Annotated in this window: 23 protein-coding genes and 1 tRNA gene; 11 read left to right on the top strand and 13 right to left on the bottom strand. The window is 63.8% G+C overall.

Annotation, left to right across the window (positions count from 1 at the left end):
• Positions 1-31 precede the first annotated feature (31 nt).
• From KBY77_RS00580 to KBY77_RS00600, 5 genes are all read left to right on the top strand, one after another.
• Positions 32-955 carry a sigma-70 family RNA polymerase sigma factor gene (locus KBY77_RS00580; protein ID WP_255093173.1) on the top strand — a complete coding sequence of 308 codons (924 nt, stop codon included), beginning with the start codon at positions 32-34 and terminating at the stop codon, positions 953-955.
• Between the two features lie 95 nt (positions 956-1050).
• Positions 1051-1473 carry a YkvA family protein gene (locus tag KBY77_RS00585; protein ID WP_255101682.1) on the top strand — a complete coding sequence of 141 codons (423 nt, stop codon included), beginning with the start codon at positions 1051-1053 and terminating at the stop codon, positions 1471-1473.
• Positions 1473-1835 carry a hypothetical protein gene (locus KBY77_RS00590; protein ID WP_255101683.1) on the top strand — a complete coding sequence of 121 codons (363 nt, stop codon included), beginning with the start codon at positions 1473-1475 and terminating at the stop codon, positions 1833-1835. Before KBY77_RS00585 ends, KBY77_RS00590 begins: the two co-directional genes overlap by 1 nt.
• 81 nt (positions 1836-1916) lie before the next feature.
• Positions 1917-2165 carry a hypothetical protein gene (locus tag KBY77_RS00595; protein ID WP_255101684.1) on the top strand — a complete coding sequence of 83 codons (249 nt, stop codon included), beginning with the start codon at positions 1917-1919 and terminating at the stop codon, positions 2163-2165.
• Positions 2165-2656, top strand: a complete 492-nt coding sequence (locus KBY77_RS00600) for a phosphate-starvation-inducible PsiE family protein (RefSeq protein ID WP_255101685.1) — start codon at positions 2165-2167, stop codon at positions 2654-2656. Before KBY77_RS00595 ends, KBY77_RS00600 begins: the two co-directional genes overlap by 1 nt.
• Here KBY77_RS00600 and KBY77_RS00605 read toward each other — a convergent pair.
• The gene (locus KBY77_RS00605; protein ID WP_255101686.1) at positions 2547-3131 is read right to left on the bottom strand and encodes a Nif11 domain/cupin domain-containing protein; all 585 of its coding nucleotides are present in this window, start codon (positions 3129-3131) and stop codon (positions 2547-2549) included. The genes KBY77_RS00600 and KBY77_RS00605 overlap by 110 nt on opposite strands.
• 10 nt (positions 3132-3141) lie before the next feature.
• Positions 3142-3621 (bottom strand): GNAT family N-acetyltransferase, encoded by a 480-nt coding sequence (locus tag KBY77_RS00610; RefSeq protein WP_255101687.1) that lies wholly within the window; start codon positions 3619-3621, stop codon positions 3142-3144.
• 167 nt (positions 3622-3788) lie between these two features.
• Here KBY77_RS00610 and KBY77_RS00615 point away from each other — a divergent pair, with 167 nt between their 5' ends.
• Positions 3789-4022, top strand: coding sequence for a DUF3136 domain-containing protein (locus tag KBY77_RS00615; RefSeq protein WP_255101688.1), 234 nt, complete (start codon positions 3789-3791; stop codon positions 4020-4022).
• Between the two features lie 25 nt (positions 4023-4047).
• Positions 4048-4437: a c-type cytochrome gene (locus KBY77_RS00620; RefSeq protein WP_399212069.1), complete on the top strand. Its 390-nt coding sequence runs from the start codon at positions 4048-4050 to the stop codon at positions 4435-4437.
• A gap of 48 nt (positions 4438-4485) precedes the next feature.
• On the opposite strand, the gene KBY77_RS00625 is transcribed toward KBY77_RS00620, so the two are convergent.
• Positions 4486-4755 (bottom strand): YciI family protein, encoded by a 270-nt coding sequence (locus KBY77_RS00625; protein ID WP_255101689.1) that lies wholly within the window; start codon positions 4753-4755, stop codon positions 4486-4488.
• A gap of 54 nt (positions 4756-4809) precedes the next feature.
• The gene (locus KBY77_RS00630) at positions 4810-5247 is read right to left on the bottom strand and encodes a molecular chaperone DnaJ (protein ID WP_255101690.1); all 438 of its coding nucleotides are present in this window, start codon (positions 5245-5247) and stop codon (positions 4810-4812) included.
• Positions 5248-5475: 228 nt separating this feature from the next.
• Between KBY77_RS00630 and KBY77_RS00635 the strand changes: the two genes are divergently transcribed.
• The gene (locus tag KBY77_RS00635; RefSeq protein ID WP_255101691.1) at positions 5476-5661 is read left to right on the top strand and encodes a hypothetical protein; all 186 of its coding nucleotides are present in this window, start codon (positions 5476-5478) and stop codon (positions 5659-5661) included.
• A 192-nt stretch (positions 5662-5853) separates the two neighbouring features.
• Positions 5854-6093 carry a FeoA family protein gene (locus KBY77_RS00640; protein WP_255101692.1) on the top strand — a complete coding sequence of 80 codons (240 nt, stop codon included), beginning with the start codon at positions 5854-5856 and terminating at the stop codon, positions 6091-6093.
• Here KBY77_RS00640 and feoB read toward each other — a convergent pair.
• The 5 genes from feoB to KBY77_RS00665 are packed head-to-tail and all read right to left on the bottom strand — an operon-like array spanning position 6086 to position 9995.
• The gene (feoB, locus tag KBY77_RS00645; RefSeq protein ID WP_255101693.1) at positions 6086-7894 is read right to left on the bottom strand and encodes a ferrous iron transport protein B; all 1809 of its coding nucleotides are present in this window, start codon (positions 7892-7894) and stop codon (positions 6086-6088) included. The two genes, KBY77_RS00640 and feoB, sit on opposite strands and share 8 nt — an antisense overlap.
• Positions 7891-8544 carry a DUF938 domain-containing protein gene (locus KBY77_RS00650; RefSeq protein WP_255101694.1) on the bottom strand — a complete coding sequence of 218 codons (654 nt, stop codon included), beginning with the start codon at positions 8542-8544 and terminating at the stop codon, positions 7891-7893. The genes feoB and KBY77_RS00650 overlap by 4 nt, the downstream gene beginning before the upstream one ends.
• An 8-nt stretch (positions 8545-8552) precedes the next feature.
• Positions 8553-9383, bottom strand: a complete 831-nt coding sequence (gene trpA, locus KBY77_RS00655; protein WP_255101695.1) for a tryptophan synthase subunit alpha — start codon at positions 9381-9383, stop codon at positions 8553-8555.
• A gap of 43 nt (positions 9384-9426) precedes the next feature.
• Positions 9427-9762 carry a DUF3007 family protein gene (locus KBY77_RS00660; RefSeq protein ID WP_255101696.1) on the bottom strand — a complete coding sequence of 112 codons (336 nt, stop codon included), beginning with the start codon at positions 9760-9762 and terminating at the stop codon, positions 9427-9429.
• Positions 9759-9995, bottom strand: coding sequence for an NAD(P)H-quinone oxidoreductase subunit L (locus tag KBY77_RS00665; RefSeq protein WP_255102043.1), 237 nt, complete (start codon positions 9993-9995; stop codon positions 9759-9761). The genes KBY77_RS00660 and KBY77_RS00665 overlap by 4 nt, the downstream gene beginning before the upstream one ends.
• 75 nt (positions 9996-10070) lie before the next feature.
• Here KBY77_RS00665 and KBY77_RS00670 point away from each other — a divergent pair.
• Positions 10071-10154, top strand: a tRNA-Leu gene (locus KBY77_RS00670).
• A gap of 140 nt (positions 10155-10294) precedes the next feature.
• Here the strand turns inward: KBY77_RS00670 and KBY77_RS00675 are convergent.
• Positions 10295-10924: a hypothetical protein gene (locus tag KBY77_RS00675; protein WP_255101697.1), complete on the bottom strand. Its 630-nt coding sequence runs from the start codon at positions 10922-10924 to the stop codon at positions 10295-10297.
• Between the two features lie 106 nt (positions 10925-11030).
• Positions 11031-11270 (bottom strand): DUF3136 domain-containing protein, encoded by a 240-nt coding sequence (locus KBY77_RS00680; protein WP_094554503.1) that lies wholly within the window; start codon positions 11268-11270, stop codon positions 11031-11033.
• 357 nt (positions 11271-11627) lie between these two features.
• Between KBY77_RS00680 and KBY77_RS00685 the strand changes: the two genes are divergently transcribed.
• Positions 11628-12035, top strand: a complete 408-nt coding sequence (locus KBY77_RS00685) for a 4a-hydroxytetrahydrobiopterin dehydratase (protein ID WP_255101698.1) — start codon at positions 11628-11630, stop codon at positions 12033-12035.
• Here the strand turns inward: KBY77_RS00685 and KBY77_RS00690 are convergent.
• Together KBY77_RS00690 and KBY77_RS00695 are read right to left on the bottom strand one after the other, a co-directional pair.
• Entirely contained in the window at positions 11975-12871 is an 897-nt protein-coding gene (locus tag KBY77_RS00690) for a transglutaminase family protein (protein WP_255101699.1), read from the bottom strand. The two genes, KBY77_RS00685 and KBY77_RS00690, sit on opposite strands and share 61 nt — an antisense overlap.
• 475 nt (positions 12872-13346) lie before the next feature.
• Positions 13347-14360, bottom strand: a complete 1014-nt coding sequence (locus KBY77_RS00695) for a sensor domain-containing diguanylate cyclase (RefSeq protein ID WP_255101700.1) — start codon at positions 14358-14360, stop codon at positions 13347-13349.
• Positions 14361-14396 lie beyond the last annotated feature (36 nt).

The raw sequence follows: 14396 nt of genomic DNA on the forward strand, positions 1-14396 counted from the left end.
CTCTATATTCAATAAAGTTTCGAGGAAGGTCATGGCCAGTTCGTTGAGTGCCTTTCTTGGAGAGATCGGACGCCATCAACTGCTCACCCCATCCCAGGAGCTCACACTCGGGCGCAAGGTACAGGCGATGATTGCACTCAACGAACGTTGTGCTGAAGCAGGCGGCAGCGGCAAAGCCTGTGATTACAGCGATGTGGAGCGTCGCACCATCCGCACGGGTGAACGGGCCAAGGATCTGATGATCACAGCGAATCTGCGCCTGGTGGTGAACCTGGCCAAGCGTTATCAGGGCAAGGGACTGGATCTGCTGGACCTTATCCAGGAAGGAAGCCTGGGGCTGGTGCGAGCCGTCGAGAAGTACGACCCCACCCGGGGACATCGCTTCAGCACCTACGCCTACTGGTGGATCCGCCAGGGTCTGAACCGTGCGCTTTCCACCCAGAGCCGCACGATCCGCATTCCGGTGAATGTCAACGAAAAGCTCACCAAATTGCGCGCCGCCAAGGCACGGCTGCTGCAGGCCAATGGCCTTTCTGCCTCGCCAAGGGAGCTGGCCACAAGCATGAATCTTCCGCTCACGGAGGTGGAAGACCTGCTGGGCTGCGAATTGCGCAGTGTCACGGTCAGCCTGCAAGGAGTGGTCAAATCAAAGTCGGATCCCACCGAGCTGGTGGATGTGCTGGCAAGCGATGAAATGCCACCGATGGAGCGGGCCGAACTGGCCGAGCGCAGCGCCTCGGTGTGGCGATTGCTCGACGGCTCGAATCTCACCCCACGCGAACGCACAGTGGTGATTCTGCGCTTCGGACTTGATGGCAGCCATGAGTGGCGCACCCTGGCCGAGGTGGCCCGCCAGTTGGGCTGCAGCCGGGAGTATTGCCGCCAGGTGGTGCAGCGTGCCTTGCGCAAACTGCGTAAGGCAGGTGTCCAGAGCGGCCTCGTGGAAGCGGGCTAGGTCTGGATCACCGTCCTAAATCGGCCTGAAACCGTCCTTGCCTGGTCAGACTCGCCTGATGATGATGACCATGTCAATTGCTCCCAGAGCGAGCCATGGCTCCAATCGACGCCAGCCCCTCAGATGCCTCCGATGGGTCCTCTTTCCAGGGGGACTCAGACGGGGCTGACCGGACCACCGTCGATACGGAAGTGCTGGAGAGCACAGTCGTCGATGAAGGGCTTCTGCAGCGGCTGTTGCGCAGAGCGGGCCGTGCCATCGCCTTGCCCGCTCTGGAATGTCTGGAACTGCTGCTGGATGGCAGCACCCCGAACCAGGTGCGGCTGACGATGCTCGCAGCCCTCACCTATCTGCTGCTGCCCTTCGATCTAATCCCCGATTTCATCCCAGCTGCCGGCTTCAGCGATGATCTGGTGGCGCTCACGGCACTCCTGGGCCTTACAGGGCGCCATCTCACTCCAGACATTCGCACCAGGGCCCGGCGCAAGCTGGACCGCTGGTTCCCCCCCGGCCGTTGATGCCAGACCACAGCAGCTCACCAGCCAGCACGGCATCGGCCAGTGATGCATCCCTGAGCAGCGACCAGTTGGAAGATCTCCAGTCCTTCCTCAAAGACTGGTTACGCCATCAGGGGCGTACCCAGGCCGATCTGCGCAGGGCACTGCGTGCTGAGTCGATCCGGATGCCGGTCCTGCTGGAGGCACTCCAGCATCTCCATGCTCAAGGCGGTCTCAGCGCCCTGGCGGACCGCCTCTGTGGCATCGAGGAGCTCTGGCAGCGGGAGGAGGGAGAGCCTGGCCATGGGATCGCCGACGAAGATGACCCCCTCGGTCAATTGGATCTTCTGCTTGAGGAGATCCGACAGGACAGGCGGAACTAGCCGCTGGAAGGCAGAGTGTCAGTAGCCACGCTGCTCTCCATGGCACCCATCCCAACCAAGTCTCTGGCGAGCCCAGGGCCAATGCCACCGTTTGCTGCCCCACTGGCTACGGCGGTCGTGGCCCTGATATTGCTCGCCCCCTCTGGTCTGCGGGCCCAGAGCCTGCGCTATAACCTCGGCCCCGGCAGCAACGTGGGTGAGCCGACCCAGGTTGAGTCCACCGATTGCGTCACCGATCCCAAGGATGGATCGGTCACTTGCAAAACCAAGCTCAAGAACCCTCCAGGGGACACCCCAGCTCGACCCCAGTTCGAGCCCTTCAACAATTGATGGCCAGATTCTCCGGCCTGTTTGATGACAAGACGTTCCTTGCGCTTGTCGATCGTTTTGAGCGCCAACTGGCCAAGGCGCTCTCAGTTCTGCTCTGCGTGGTGCTGATCGCCGCCACCACCCAGCTGATCATTCAGGTGTGGCAGGAGTTTTTCAACCCCGACACCGGCTGGCTGGGAAACGATCTGATCCGGATCCTCGGTGATGTGCTCACCGTGCTGATCGCCCTCGAGGTGCTGCAGAACGTCACGGCCTACCTGCGCCACCATGTGGTCCAGATCGAGCTGGTGCTGCTCACCGCCCTCACCGCCGTGGCGCGGAAGGTGATCGTGCTCCCCCCCGGCGCGGAGGACAAACCACTTCTGCTGCTGGGCTTGGGGATCACGGTGGTGAGTCTGTCAGCGGGCTACTGGCTGGTGCGCTCCTCCACCCTGATGGAGGAGGCGTCCAGAAGAAGGCGAGCCAGAGTGTTCCGGGATCCGGATCAGTAGCCACCACCCGGTGACGGCGCCCGGGCGTGATCAGGAGGCTGTCACCCACGGCCAGATCCCGCGCTTCGGCCTCATCCTCGAAGCGGAGCCTGGCGCTGCCGCGAAGCAGAAGCACCCATTCGGCCTCCGGCTGGTCGTACCACTGGCCGGGGGCTGTGCAGTGGGCACAGGAGTGAATCCGCTCCAGTCGCAGGCCGGGGCTTTCCAGCAGCAGATCCAGCCGTTCCTGCCCCGCCGGCGGACAGGGGCTCTGGAGCAGGTTGTCCGCTCCAGCGCCCCCCCCGGGAGCGGGGTCCTGTTCTCCCCAGCGCTTGCCGATCTCAAAGCCCTGCTGCCTGGCCAGGGCCACCACCTCGTGATGGCTTGAGCAGGCCGCAAGGTCGTCCCGCAGCTTGGGCCTGGCTTCACTCAAGGCCACGAAGGCGTTGAGCTGGCGCACTTTCTCGAGAAAGGCCTGCAGTTGCTCCTCGGCCATGACGAAATGCTCAGTCCTGGAGCAGATCCTTGACCATACGGAAGCGGCGAAAGGGAACCGAGGTGATCGTGAGTTCCTCGATCCAGTCGACGCTCCAGCCTTCCCGCTCGAACAGGGGGCGCGAGAGGAAGCTGGCTTCGGTGCGCAGCCGCTGGCTGCCGTAGCCACGGGCCAGGGCCTCCAGGGCCCGCAGCAAGCTGGTGGCACGGCCCTGGCGACTGGCCCTTCCGCGGCAGTAGAGCAGGGAAATGCGATCGAGGGGCTCCAGCACCGCGAATGCCTCGATCACCTCACCTGCGCCGGAGCAGCTGGCCAGGCCCAAACCCTTCGCCAGGATCTCCTCGAACGGTGAGCTCTCCTGCACCACATCCGCCCAGGCCCTGACCTGCTCCGGGGTGTAGAGCTGCGGGGCCTGGCTGAGCACCGCGTCACGATATACCTCGCGCACCTCTTCGAGGTCCTGGGGAACGAGCGGTCGCAGGCTGTGCATCGGCTAGCCCCTGGCTGGTTGCTGGGACGGTATCGGGGCGGCCCACCCATTGAGACAACTTTGTTGCGGCCCCCTGGGTGTGGCCCAGAGCCGTCCAACCTGCTGCATAGCGTGGATCCAGGTTCAGCGTTTGGCCTTGCCCCAACGGCGAGCGCCGGAGATCCCCCATGGCCGACTCACGTCCACTCAGCATCGGTGAACTGGAGGCGGGCTTTTCGGCCTACTGCCAGGCCCTGAGACGGCTTGTGGCCGACGGACACAGCATCGAGCGCATCGAGCGCACTCTCTGCTGGCATAACCTCAGCGCCCTGCACAGCTCACTGCCCCAGCGCTACCGCTCACCGGAGGATCTCTACCGTCGCTACCTGCGGGCCCGTGCGGCTGAAAGCACGCCAGAGTGACCGTCTTGGCAAGGAGCGAGAGCGGGTGTCTTTGATCCAACCCTCATCGCCCAGCCATCCGACCCGGCGCCGGTGGCTGGTGATTCTGGCGTTGTTCGGTTTGCTGCTGCTGGTCTGGTGGCCCCGGCCGGTGTGGGGTGACTCCCTGGCTACTCCTGACATGGCCTCAGGCGAAAGCCTGTTCGAGAACCATTGCGCCGGATGCCACATCAACGGTGGCAACATCCTGCGCCGCGGCAAGACCCTCAAACTCCAGGCCCTGGAGCGCAACGGCATCACAGGCCCGGAAGCCATCGCCGCCATCGCCTCAGCTGGCCTGGGTCAGATGTCGGGTTATGGGGAGGTGCTGGGGCCAGGTGGATCTGAGGCGGTGGCTGGATGGGTGTGGCAACAGGCTCAGCGGAACTGGAGCTGAACGACCGCGCCATCCCCAGCCACCAACGCCAGAAGTCCCTGAAGACTCCTAGAACGCCTGAATCCAGGGGTAGACCTCCACGCTGGTCCAGATCCCCTGGCGCCAGTAGACATCCCCCTTCACCAATGATTCAACCCGCTCCTGGCTGTCGGCTTCATAGATGCCGAACACTCGGGTGGTGCACGCAGTGGGCCCGAGGGTGATCAGCACCCCCTCCTCCTTCTGCAGCCGCAGTCCGGCCAGATGTTCCTCCCGATAGGGTCCTCGCCGCTCGAGCACGTCGTCGCTGTAGGTGCCCCAGAGGACGAATCTGGCCATCGTTTGCTCCTGTAGAGGTGCTTCTGGTGTGAGGGTTAGGAATGCCCTTGGGCCTCAGCTGTTCACGCCCCGTCCCAGGAGCAGGTCGCGGGCGCCGTTGACCAGCTGCATGGTGTCGTGCTGGCCGCCGCGGTCGGGGTGATGCTCAGCAGCGGCAAGCTTCCAGGCGCGGGTCACATCGCCGGCGGTGATCCGGCCGCAGCGAGGGAGGTGCAGTCGCTGGCGAGCGACGATGGCATCGAGATCGGGATGCTTGCCCAAGGGCCCCCAGTCGGCCTTGCTCAGGCAAGGGTTCCGTTTCTTGCCACCCTTGCCCTGGCCTCTGGCCTTGCCGGTGCTGGCTCCCGGCGCCCTGGTTGGGCCGAACCCCTGGCGCGCGCGGCCGCTCGAGCGATTGGTCTCGGCCTCGAATGGGCTCGACTCCTGCTCAGTGGGTCGGGTGCGAGCCAGGGGTGAGACAGGCTCGCGCAGGGTCTGGGGCATCACCGTCACCAATCGTGCCTCCAGCCTGCTCCATCACCAACCGCTGGCCGACAAAGGGTTACGTGTTCGTCTACATACAGAGATGACTAAAAGACGACTGGCTGTCAAGCTGATGAAATACACCGTTACGTTGGCTCAGGTTCCGGCTCTACCCATGGCCGCCGTCACACTTCCGATTGACAGCCTGCAGCCTCGAGGCGCTGGGGCCCAGACAGTCCAGAGAATGCTCCGCTTCCCATGACCCTTCACCAAGGACAGATGGTCAGGCTTACCAACAGCCCCGATCACACCTATCAGGTGCTCAACATCGACGCCGACGCCAGCACCTGCTGGGTGCGCCGCTGGCCCCTCCTGCGCCATGGTTCACGGCCATTTGCCCTTCCCCTCGATCAGCTCCAGCAGCTCGACACCGCCAGCACCTGAGCGTTCCGATTATTCCGTGCCTGACCTCCATTCCAAGGAGACCCGTTGTGATTCCCATCCGCTTCCTGATCTGCTCCCGCCTCATGGGCGGCACCACCCGCCTGCTCCTGCTTGGAGCGCTCACGGCCACCCTCGGCGAGCTGTTGGTTCACACGGGCCTCTGATCGCTGCGCTGCTTCAATCCAGACAGCCGTGAACGAGGATATGAACCTGGCTGATGCGCCGCTCACTCAGCCTCTGGAGCTGCTCAGCCTGCCAAGTCGCCCCAGCCTCGAGAGCCGCCTGCGCGCCATGGGGGTCAAACCAGGCAGCCACCTGATGGTGATACGCCGGGGACGCCCCGGAGGCATCCTGCACTTACGCATGGGTCTGCTCGATTTCATGCTGCGCCGAGCAGACGCCGCCCAGATGGAAGCGCTGCCGCTCAGCTGAAACCAAGGCGAACTCCTCCCTGATACAGGAGAAAAGCCATCAGCCAGGCCAGGCTGAACGACCACAGCAGCGACAGTGCCACGAAGCGGCCGCTGCGACTTTCCCTCAGCTGCACCGCCACCGTTGAGAGGCAGGGGGTGTACAGCAGGGTGAACATCATGAAACTCAAAGCCTGCAGCGGCCGGATCGCTCCCACCACCACGCTGGCCAGCGCACTCTCGCGGGTGGCATAGATCACCGCCATCGCCCCCAGCAGAATTTCCTTGGCGATGAAGCCGAAGATCAGGGAGATCGTCAACTCCGGGTTCATGCCGATTGGACCAAGCAGCGGTTGCACTGCCCGTCCGATCTGACCTGCCAACGACTGGCCGGAGAGGTGATCCACTTCGGGAGGAAGGTTGTTGAGCAGCCAGATGGCGATCACTCCGAGAATGATGAAGCGGCGGGTGGTGAAGAAGAAGGTCACCATTTCGCGCCAGGCGCGGCTGAGCACCGTGCCAAGACTGGGAACTCGATAAGGTGGCAACTCCAAAACGAACCCCCCCTCACTGGGGAACACCTGTTTGAACAGAAGGGCGGTCAGCACCGCGGCAGCGAAGCTGACCACGTAAAAACCGAAGATCACCGTTCCAGCTGCCCACCAGGGCCTTGGGAAAAAGGCGCCGGCCATAAATACGAACACTGTCAACCGGGCCTGGCAGAGCGAAAACGGAATCATCAGCATCGCCAGCCAACGCTGGGGCCTGTCCCGAATCACGCGGGTGCCCATGATCGCCGGCACGTTGCATCCGAACCCCATGATCTGCAGCACGAAGCTGCGGCCATCGAGGCCCAGCCAATGCATCACCCCATCCATCAGGAATGCCGAGCGGGCCAGATAACCCGAATCTTCAATCAAACCAATCATCATATAAAAAATAAAGATGATCGGCATGAAGCTGATCACCGTGGTGGCGCCCATCCACACCCCTTCGCTGAGCAACCGGCTGAGAAATTCTGGGACGGCCAGGCTCTGCAGGGTCGGTTGCAACAGCCGGGCCTCCAGGCCGTCGAACAGCATCAGGAGCCGGTCTTGAATCGGTTCACCCACTGCATAGATCAGCTGGAAAATCACCAGCATCACCACAAAGAAACTCAGCTGTCCCAGCAGCGGGTGTAACAGCAGCCGATCAAGTCGGTCCCGCTGGGGATCCGGATACGGTCGGTCGTGGCCTTCGATGCAGCTCGCCACCAGGCGGGCCCGGTGCGCCTCCAGCTCCGCCTCTGGCAGCAGTCGGGCAGGCCCTGGCTGGAGCCGGGCAAACCCGTGGATACGTTCCAGCAGCATTTCGAGGCCCTCCCCCTGGCGGGCGCTGATCACCAGCACCGGCAGACCCAGTTCAGCCTCCAGGCGCTGGTGGTCGATTCGCACCCCGAAGCGCTGGGCTTCATCGCCCATATTCAGCGCCAGGATCAGGGGCAGGCCGGTGGCCTGGAGCTCCAGGGCCAGCCTCAACTGGGTGTCGGCATGGCTGGCATTGAGCACCACCACGGCCAGATCCGGGCAGTTGACGCTGAGAAACCGACGCACGATCTCCTCGTCCTCACTGCTTCCGCTCAGGTCGTGGATGCCGGGAAGATCGACCAGGTCATAGGGACGGCCGTCGGCGTCGGCAGGCAGGGAACCCCGCAGAAGTTCCACCGTGAGGCCTGGCCAGTTGGCCACATGGGCATGGCCGCCAGTGAGCCTGTTGTACAGCGTCGACTTGCCGGTGTTGGGCAGGCCCAGCAGGGCCACCTGCACCGCCGCGGCGGTGCTCATGGCTGGGGCTCGGACTCCTCAGCAGCCATCCGGCGGAACACCAGCAGCCGGTTGTTGGCAGGCATCGACACATCATCAATGGCCTGCAGTCCGCAGTCAGCGGCAAGGGCGGTGAGCTCCAGGGCATCGCGCACGCCCATGGCGGGATCGAGGCTGCGCAAGTGCTGATCAAAAGCGGCGTTGCTCGGGCTGGTGTGACGGCCGCCCTCGTGGAAGGGGCCGTAAAGCAGCAGCAGGCCTGAGCAGCGCAGCACCCGGGCACTGCCCTCCAGCAATCTCGGAACGGCACTCCAGGGCATGATGTGGGCTGTGTTGGCGCTGAAGACCGCATCGAACGGCCCATCTGGCCAGAGCGGCTGGAGCACGTCGAGTTCGACGGGAGGCAGCAACCAACCCAGGTGAGCGTTGGTCTGGCCCTCGAGTTGGCAGCGGCGGCGCAGATCGCTCAGGTTGATGGTCCTGTCGCTGGGTTGCCACACCACCCGCAGATGGCGGCAGACATGCACAGCGTGCTGGCCCGTGCCGGAACCCACCTCGAGCACCCGGTTGCCTTCAGCCAACCACTGGCTGAGAGCCGCCAGGATTGGTTCCTTGTTGCGTTCGCAGGCCTCCGAGAAGGGCAGGGGAACATTTGATTCCTCAGGTGCCATGGCCGGCCTCAGGTGTCGAGGGCCTGGCGCAGGCCGGCGACGAATGCCGCGGCGGCCTCGGCTGGATCGGTGCCCTCCTGATGAGCCGCGGCCATCACCTTCACCAGAGCGCTGCCCACGATGGCGCCTTCGGCGCCCCAGTCACGCACCTGCCTGGCTTGCTCGGGACCCGAAATTCCGAAACCCACCGCCACGGGTCTGGGGCCCAGGTCCTTGAGCTGTTGCACCAGATCGCCCACCCGGTTCTCCAGGCTCGTGCGCACCCCGGTCACTCCCGTCACGCTCACCAGGTAAGTGAAACCGCGACTGGCCTGAGTGATTCTCGCCATCCGCTCTGCCGGGGTGGTGGGAGCCACCAGAAGCACCAGATCGAGGCCGTGGCCAGCGGCAATGGGCGAGAGGCGCTCCGCCTCCTCCAGGGGCAGGTCGGGTACCACCAGCCCGGCAGCACCGGCAGCGGCAGCTTCACGGCAGAAGTTCTCGAGGCCTCGGTTCAGCAGCGGGTTGGTGTAGGTGAAGAGCACCACGGGCAGCGTCAGTTCACCCTTCAAGCTGGCGAGCATCTCCAGCACAGCCGTGGGGGTGGTGCCGGCGGCGAGGGCCCGGCTAGCGGCGGCCTGGATCACCGGGCCGTCCGCCAGCGGATCGCTGTAGGGGATGCCCAGCTCGATCAGATCGCTTCCCTCAGCCTCAAGGGCCAGAAGAGTGTTGCGGGTGGTGGCCAGGTCAGGATCCCCCGCCATCAGAAAAGGCATCAGGGCGCATCGCCCCTGCTGTCTGAGGCTGGCGAATCGCCGCTGGATCGGTGTGCTGGCAAGGGTGGTGGAAGCAGCACTCATCGGGGCCGTGGAGCGGAGGCGGTCAGGCTCCGAGCCTATGGGGTCAGGCTGCGGCGTCGTCCTGCCACTGACCGATCTCCCGCAGCAGCTTCTCCTGCTCCCCAGGGCTGAGGGCATCGAATTCTTTCTGCAATTCCTCAGTGGTGAGGGCATCAAAGGCTGCGCGGTACCGGCGCCGCTGCTCCATGAAACTCATCCTTCCGGTGACCACCCGCAGCAGGTAGGTGCCCGTCCAGCCCAAAACAATCACGATCAGCAGGGCCTCAGCGGCGATGCCGGCCGAAAAGCCCTCGAATCCCGCTGCCTTGAAGCCCGCATAGCCGAGCCCGCCGGCCAGGAACACGCCCAGCCCGATCAGAAGTGCCTGACCACGGTTCATTCTCCCTGACCCGCCATGCGCAGATTCAGAAAGGGGGCGAACAGGATCAGGCCGGGAAAGAACAGAAATACCAGGCCGTAGACCGCCGTCCGCTCGATCTTGCCCATCACTGTCCAGCGCTTGTGCATCCAGGCGTAGAGAGCCAGGGGCACCGCCACCAGATAGGCACCAGCCAGAACCGCATAGGCGCCCAGCACCAACAGAGTGTCAGGGGAGACCATCCCGAGGGTCATCGTCATCGAACTGAGCAACCCGGGCAGTGGCACGACCGTGAAGTAAAGGTGACGCAAATCTAGGATCCAGAGGTCGGGGGCATGGCGAAATTGGTAGACGCAGCGGATTTAAAATCCGCAGACGGCGACGTTGTGGGGGTTCAAGTCCCCCTGCCCCCATCGCCTCAGCGCCTTCTGGCCTGGGCCCCTGCCGGCCTTGCATTCAGCTCCGCTGGGCGCCCAGACCGGCGGCTGCATGTTACGGGGCGGATTGGGTCTGCTCCCCAGCGGCTATCTGGGGGGGGTTGAGCCCCCTTGGCTCAGGGTGCTGGCAGGGCGGCTGGCTTGGCGGCTGGCTTGGCGGCTGGCTTGGCGGGGCCGGGGCTGGTGGCCTTCGGTTGGCTGGCAGCGCCGGGCTGGGCCGGGGCTTCGCTGGCGGTGCTGGGCAGCGGCCTGGCATTGGCGCAAAGGTTGGCCACCATCTGATCTTCGCCGCCTGTGGCCGCCGATTCGTTCAGGCTCAACGGCAGCCGCCATGACTCCCACTGGGCATCGGCCACCTGTCGGCTGATGCGCAGGCTGGGGCAGAAGACAGCCACATTGCCGGTGATCGGCGGGTCTCCGCAGCGGAAGTTGGTGGTACGAACCCCTTTTGCGCTCAAGCGCCAGGCGGTCCAGTCGTACTGGCAGGCCCCGAAACTGCGCCAGCGGGGGGCCTTGAGCTTGCGGATCTTCTCAAGCAGCTCCTTTTCCCTCGCGGTGGGTGCATCAGCTGGCTCAGCAGCGGCCCCCTTGGCCGGCGTGGCCACAGCTGGCGCCTCCGCGGACTCTGCCTCTGGGGGAACGTCCTGCTGGGCCAGGGCATGACCACTGGCCAGGTGAGGGAGGGTAAGCAGCACGAAAAACACGGCGCCGAACCAGGAGGCCGCCCTGAGAGGGTGCAGCGACACCGGAAACCTGCTGGATGCTGTCAGTTTCATCCGTCGGGGGCTGAGGTTGGCACCCGTAAGCCTGTAGCAGGGCGGGCAAACTGACAAGCAGGTTGTATGGAGCAGGCTATTTAGGAGCTTTCTTCTGCATATGCTCACGCCGCAGCAATGTAAAGAGATAATCGGGAGCCTTGTACATGCTCGGCAGGCAATTGTGGAGCGTCTCCAGGCGGCTCCAGCACACTGTCCGTTGAATTTCCTGAGAAGTTCTCTCCTCCATGATCAACATTTTCATGGCTTTGCAATAGAGGTGATAGTTCGCCTCAAGCTCGCCGACCGTCAGGGAGGCTGCTTCAGTCATGGCCATTCAGAACCGGTTTTTCAGGGGGATTGGATCGCTTGGATCCTGGACGGGACACTGGGTCGATCAGAACATCCATGGGCTGAGATCGATCCGGCATTCAGCAGCTCACGGATGCAAACCACCATAAACCTTTGCTGGGGCTGCGCGCTCACCGGCATCTCGCATAGCGCCGATGAAGCCCCCATAGGGGGGCGGCCTACAGTGACAGAGGTGCGACTAGAGCTTGGCCGCACAAGCAGCCAATTGTTGAAAGATATCGTCACCGGAGTTAGCCACTATCAGCTCCATTCCTGAGGGGAAATACCTAGGGATGCAGGGTTCCAGCTTCTTCGCCAGACTTGAAACCCTGATCTGCACAGCATGGAATTGAGCGATGAGCGCTGCGTGCCATGCCGCGATGGCGCCCCGACTCTCACCAGCGAGGAGCTCGACGACCTCCTGCCCAGCCTGGGCGGCTGGCGGGTTGTCGACCACCACCATCTCCACAAGGTCTGGTCATTTCCCGATTTCCAATCGGCACTCGACTGGCTCAACCGGGCCGGGGCGGTCTGTGAGGCGGCTGGTCACCACGCCGATTTCTGTCTGGGCTGGGGCCGCGTGGAGGCTGCGATCCACACCCACAAGGTGGATGGCCTCACCCGAGCGGATGCGGTTCTGGCTGCCAAGCTCGATGCCATCGGCGAAAAGCCGATCAAACCCTACGGGGGCTATGCCGCTGCCTCGCTGCCTTCGGGCTCTGGGTCGGAGACCTTGAGCTCAATGATGTAGCTGAGCTGGGAGCCAACGTCGGTGCCCCGGTAGGTGCCGGTGGTGGGAGCGGCCATCAGGTGGTCGGGCGAAGCCGCCAGAGCCACATGGCCATCAGCCACCGCCAGCCCCAGACTGGGGTCGTAGCCGCGCCAGCCACCGCCCGGCAGGTACACCTCGGCCCATGCGTGGAGTTCATGCTCGCTCACCTCCGGAGGGTGATGCATGGAGTAGCCGCTCACAAACCGTGCTGCCAGACCCTGGCTGCGGCAGGCTGTCACGTAAAGCATGGCCGTGTCGCGGCAGGCTCCGCAGCGGCTGGAAAGGGTGTCCTCCGGGCTGAGTGGCTCACCATCCAAGCGGCCGATGTGGTGAAAACCGTGGTGAATGTCGTCAGCCAGCCGCATCAAAAAATCCGGGGTGGAATGCTCCACCTCAGCCGAAATTGCCGCTGCCCAGGAAGCCACAGGTGTGGAGCCAGGTTCGCTGGCCCCTGAAGTGGTGGAGAGGCTCGGAGCCAGGGAGACCGCTTCAGCGGCGGGATAGGAAGCCGGGAGTCGTTGGGCCTGGGGGTGGGTGAGGATCCAGTCGAACGGATTGCAACGCAGGGTCTCCACCACCGAGTGCACCTGAAGGTGAAGATGCTCTCGCTTGTCGCTGAACCAGAGCACCCGGGCGTCGGTGCCATCGGGTTCGAGGATCAGGCTGTGACCTGCCGGGGCCTCGGTCACTGTCAGCTCATGGGAGATCAACCGCTGGGTCACGTCCTGGCGTGGACTGAGCCGCACGATCATCGGCTCGAGAAAAACCGGCCGCTCATAGCTGAACCGAATGGAATGGCGGATCTCGAACAGCATGCCGATGGTTGCGTGGGCTGAAGGATTCCACGCCTCTGAGACCGTTGCCAGCCAGAGGCGGGGTACTGCTGTCCGGATCAGCGCCGGCCGAGCAAATCCTCCCAGCTGGGAGGAGCTTGGTGCTGGGAGCCTGCTGACTTGAGGCTCTTACGTTTGGAGTTGGCCTGGTTCAGGCTCTGGGAGGAGAAATGTCTGATAGAGCGGTCAGCGGAAAACAGTCCCGCTGGAGAAAGGTTGATGGTCATGGGGAAACAGGTGTGATCTGGTCATGGTTTCGGCACCGGTCCTCACCCGCAGATCCTGTTGGGACCGTCGTGGCGGATGGCTCTGGGAACCTGATGGCCGCCCCGGGAAGCAAAGGGGCTGGCGCGTTGCTGGATCAGGCTCTGTGCGAGCTGCGCGGCTCGCCGGCTTCAGCCTGACTTAGACACCATAACCCCATAAGGCCGTCACCCGGCTGCACGCTTGCATGCAGTCATGAACTGAGCACGGAGACGATCTGGTCTCGGCCATTGGTCTTGGCCAGCTCCAGGGCTCGCTCGGCCCGCTGCACCAGGTCGCCGAAGCTGGTGTCGTCGTGGGCGAGCGCCGACACTCCGCCGCTGATGCTCAGGTGGTAGCCGGAGCGGGTGAACACACCGCTCATTCGGCTGACGGCGTCGCGAATCCGCTCGGCCAGCTGAAGAGCAGCATCGCTGTTCTGGCCGATCAGCAGGATCACGAATTCCTCATCACCAAGGCGGGCGATGAAATCCTGCTCACGCAGAAAACCCTTGCAAAGGCGGCTGAAATCGAGCAACACCTGGTCTCCAGCTGGATGCCCCCAGCGGTTGTTGATCTGGCGAAAGTTATCAATGTCGAGGCAGATCAGGGCCATGGGGTCAGCGGCGCTGCGAGCCTGCTCCATCTCCCGTTGCCCCACGCTGAACAGGGCGCCGCGGTTGGAGAGCCCCGTAACGGGGCAGAGGCTGGAGTCGTGGCGCCATTCGATTTCGCGCATCACCACGTCGGCCAGCATTCGCAACTGCTGCTGCTGCTCCGGGCTGAACTCCCTCGGTTTCTGATCGATCACGCAGAGTGTGCCGAGGTTGTGGCCGTCTTTGGTTCGCAGGGGGGCCCCGGCGTAGAAGCGGATGCCAGGCGGGGAAAGCACGAAGGGGTTGCTGCTGAAACGTTCGTCCTGGAGGGCATCGGGCACGACCATCACCTCATTGCCGGCAATGGTGTGCGCGCAGAAGGCCACTTCCCGCGGGGTCTCGCTGACCTCCAGCCCTTCGCGGGAGAGGAACCACTGCCGGTCGTGATCCACCAGGGAGATCAGGGCGATGGGCATGTCGAAGATGGTGCTCGCCAGTTTGACGATCCGATCGAAGTGCTGATCGCCGTCATGATCAAGCAATTGATGGCGTTGCAGCTCCCTCAGGCGCAGGCCTTCATCAGCTGGAACCGGGTAGGAGCGGGCCAACCCATCGCTTGCTGTCTGGTTCACGTCGTCTCCCTGCAGTCCTGGTTTCAATGTAGGCAG

Origin of the sequence: Synechococcus sp. Cruz-7E5 (genome assembly GCF_024345995.1) — a bacterium.
In the GTDB taxonomy this organism is placed as follows: Bacteria; Cyanobacteriota; Cyanobacteriia; order PCC-6307; family Cyanobiaceae; genus Regnicoccus_A.

What these genes read in the sequence shown, in the direction of transcription:
- KBY77_RS00650 (WP_255101694.1), bottom strand. Translation starts at nt 8,544, where the DNA reads ATGGCACCTGAGGAATCAAATGTTCCCCTGCCCTTCTCGGAGGCCTGC.
- feoB (WP_255101693.1), bottom strand. Translation starts at nt 7,894, where the DNA reads ATGAGCACCGCCGCGGCGGTGCAGGTGGCCCTGCTGGGCCTGCCCAAC.
- KBY77_RS00625 (WP_255101689.1), bottom strand. Translation starts at nt 4,755, where the DNA reads ATGGCCAGATTCGTCCTCTGGGGCACCTACAGCGACGACGTGCTCGAG.
- KBY77_RS00615 (WP_255101688.1), top strand. Translation starts at nt 3,789, where the DNA reads ATGGCCGACTCACGTCCACTCAGCATCGGTGAACTGGAGGCGGGCTTT.
- KBY77_RS00660 (WP_255101696.1), bottom strand. Translation starts at nt 9,762, where the DNA reads ATGAACCGTGGTCAGGCACTTCTGATCGGGCTGGGCGTGTTCCTGGCC.
- KBY77_RS00580 (WP_255093173.1), top strand. Translation starts at nt 32, where the DNA reads ATGGCCAGTTCGTTGAGTGCCTTTCTTGGAGAGATCGGACGCCATCAA.
- KBY77_RS00595 (WP_255101684.1), top strand. Translation starts at nt 1,917, where the DNA reads ATGCCACCGTTTGCTGCCCCACTGGCTACGGCGGTCGTGGCCCTGATA.
- KBY77_RS00590 (WP_255101683.1), top strand. Translation starts at nt 1,473, where the DNA reads ATGCCAGACCACAGCAGCTCACCAGCCAGCACGGCATCGGCCAGTGAT.
- KBY77_RS00665 (WP_255102043.1), bottom strand. Translation starts at nt 9,995, where the DNA reads ATGACCCTCGGGATGGTCTCCCCTGACACTCTGTTGGTGCTGGGCGCC.
- KBY77_RS00610 (WP_255101687.1), bottom strand. Translation starts at nt 3,621, where the DNA reads ATGCACAGCCTGCGACCGCTCGTTCCCCAGGACCTCGAAGAGGTGCGC.
- trpA (WP_255101695.1), bottom strand. Translation starts at nt 9,383, where the DNA reads ATGAGTGCTGCTTCCACCACCCTTGCCAGCACACCGATCCAGCGGCGA.
- KBY77_RS00600 (WP_255101685.1), top strand. Translation starts at nt 2,165, where the DNA reads ATGGCCAGATTCTCCGGCCTGTTTGATGACAAGACGTTCCTTGCGCTT.
- KBY77_RS00680 (WP_094554503.1), bottom strand. Translation starts at nt 11,270, where the DNA reads ATGGCCATGACTGAAGCAGCCTCCCTGACGGTCGGCGAGCTTGAGGCG.
- KBY77_RS00605 (WP_255101686.1), bottom strand. Translation starts at nt 3,131, where the DNA reads ATGGCCGAGGAGCAACTGCAGGCCTTTCTCGAGAAAGTGCGCCAGCTC.
- KBY77_RS00585 (WP_255101682.1), top strand. Translation starts at nt 1,051, where the DNA reads ATGGCTCCAATCGACGCCAGCCCCTCAGATGCCTCCGATGGGTCCTCT.
- KBY77_RS00685 (WP_255101698.1), top strand. Translation starts at nt 11,628, where the DNA reads ATGGAATTGAGCGATGAGCGCTGCGTGCCATGCCGCGATGGCGCCCCG.
- KBY77_RS00635 (WP_255101691.1), top strand. Translation starts at nt 5,476, where the DNA reads ATGACCCTTCACCAAGGACAGATGGTCAGGCTTACCAACAGCCCCGAT.
- KBY77_RS00690 (WP_255101699.1), bottom strand. Translation starts at nt 12,871, where the DNA reads ATGCTGTTCGAGATCCGCCATTCCATTCGGTTCAGCTATGAGCGGCCG.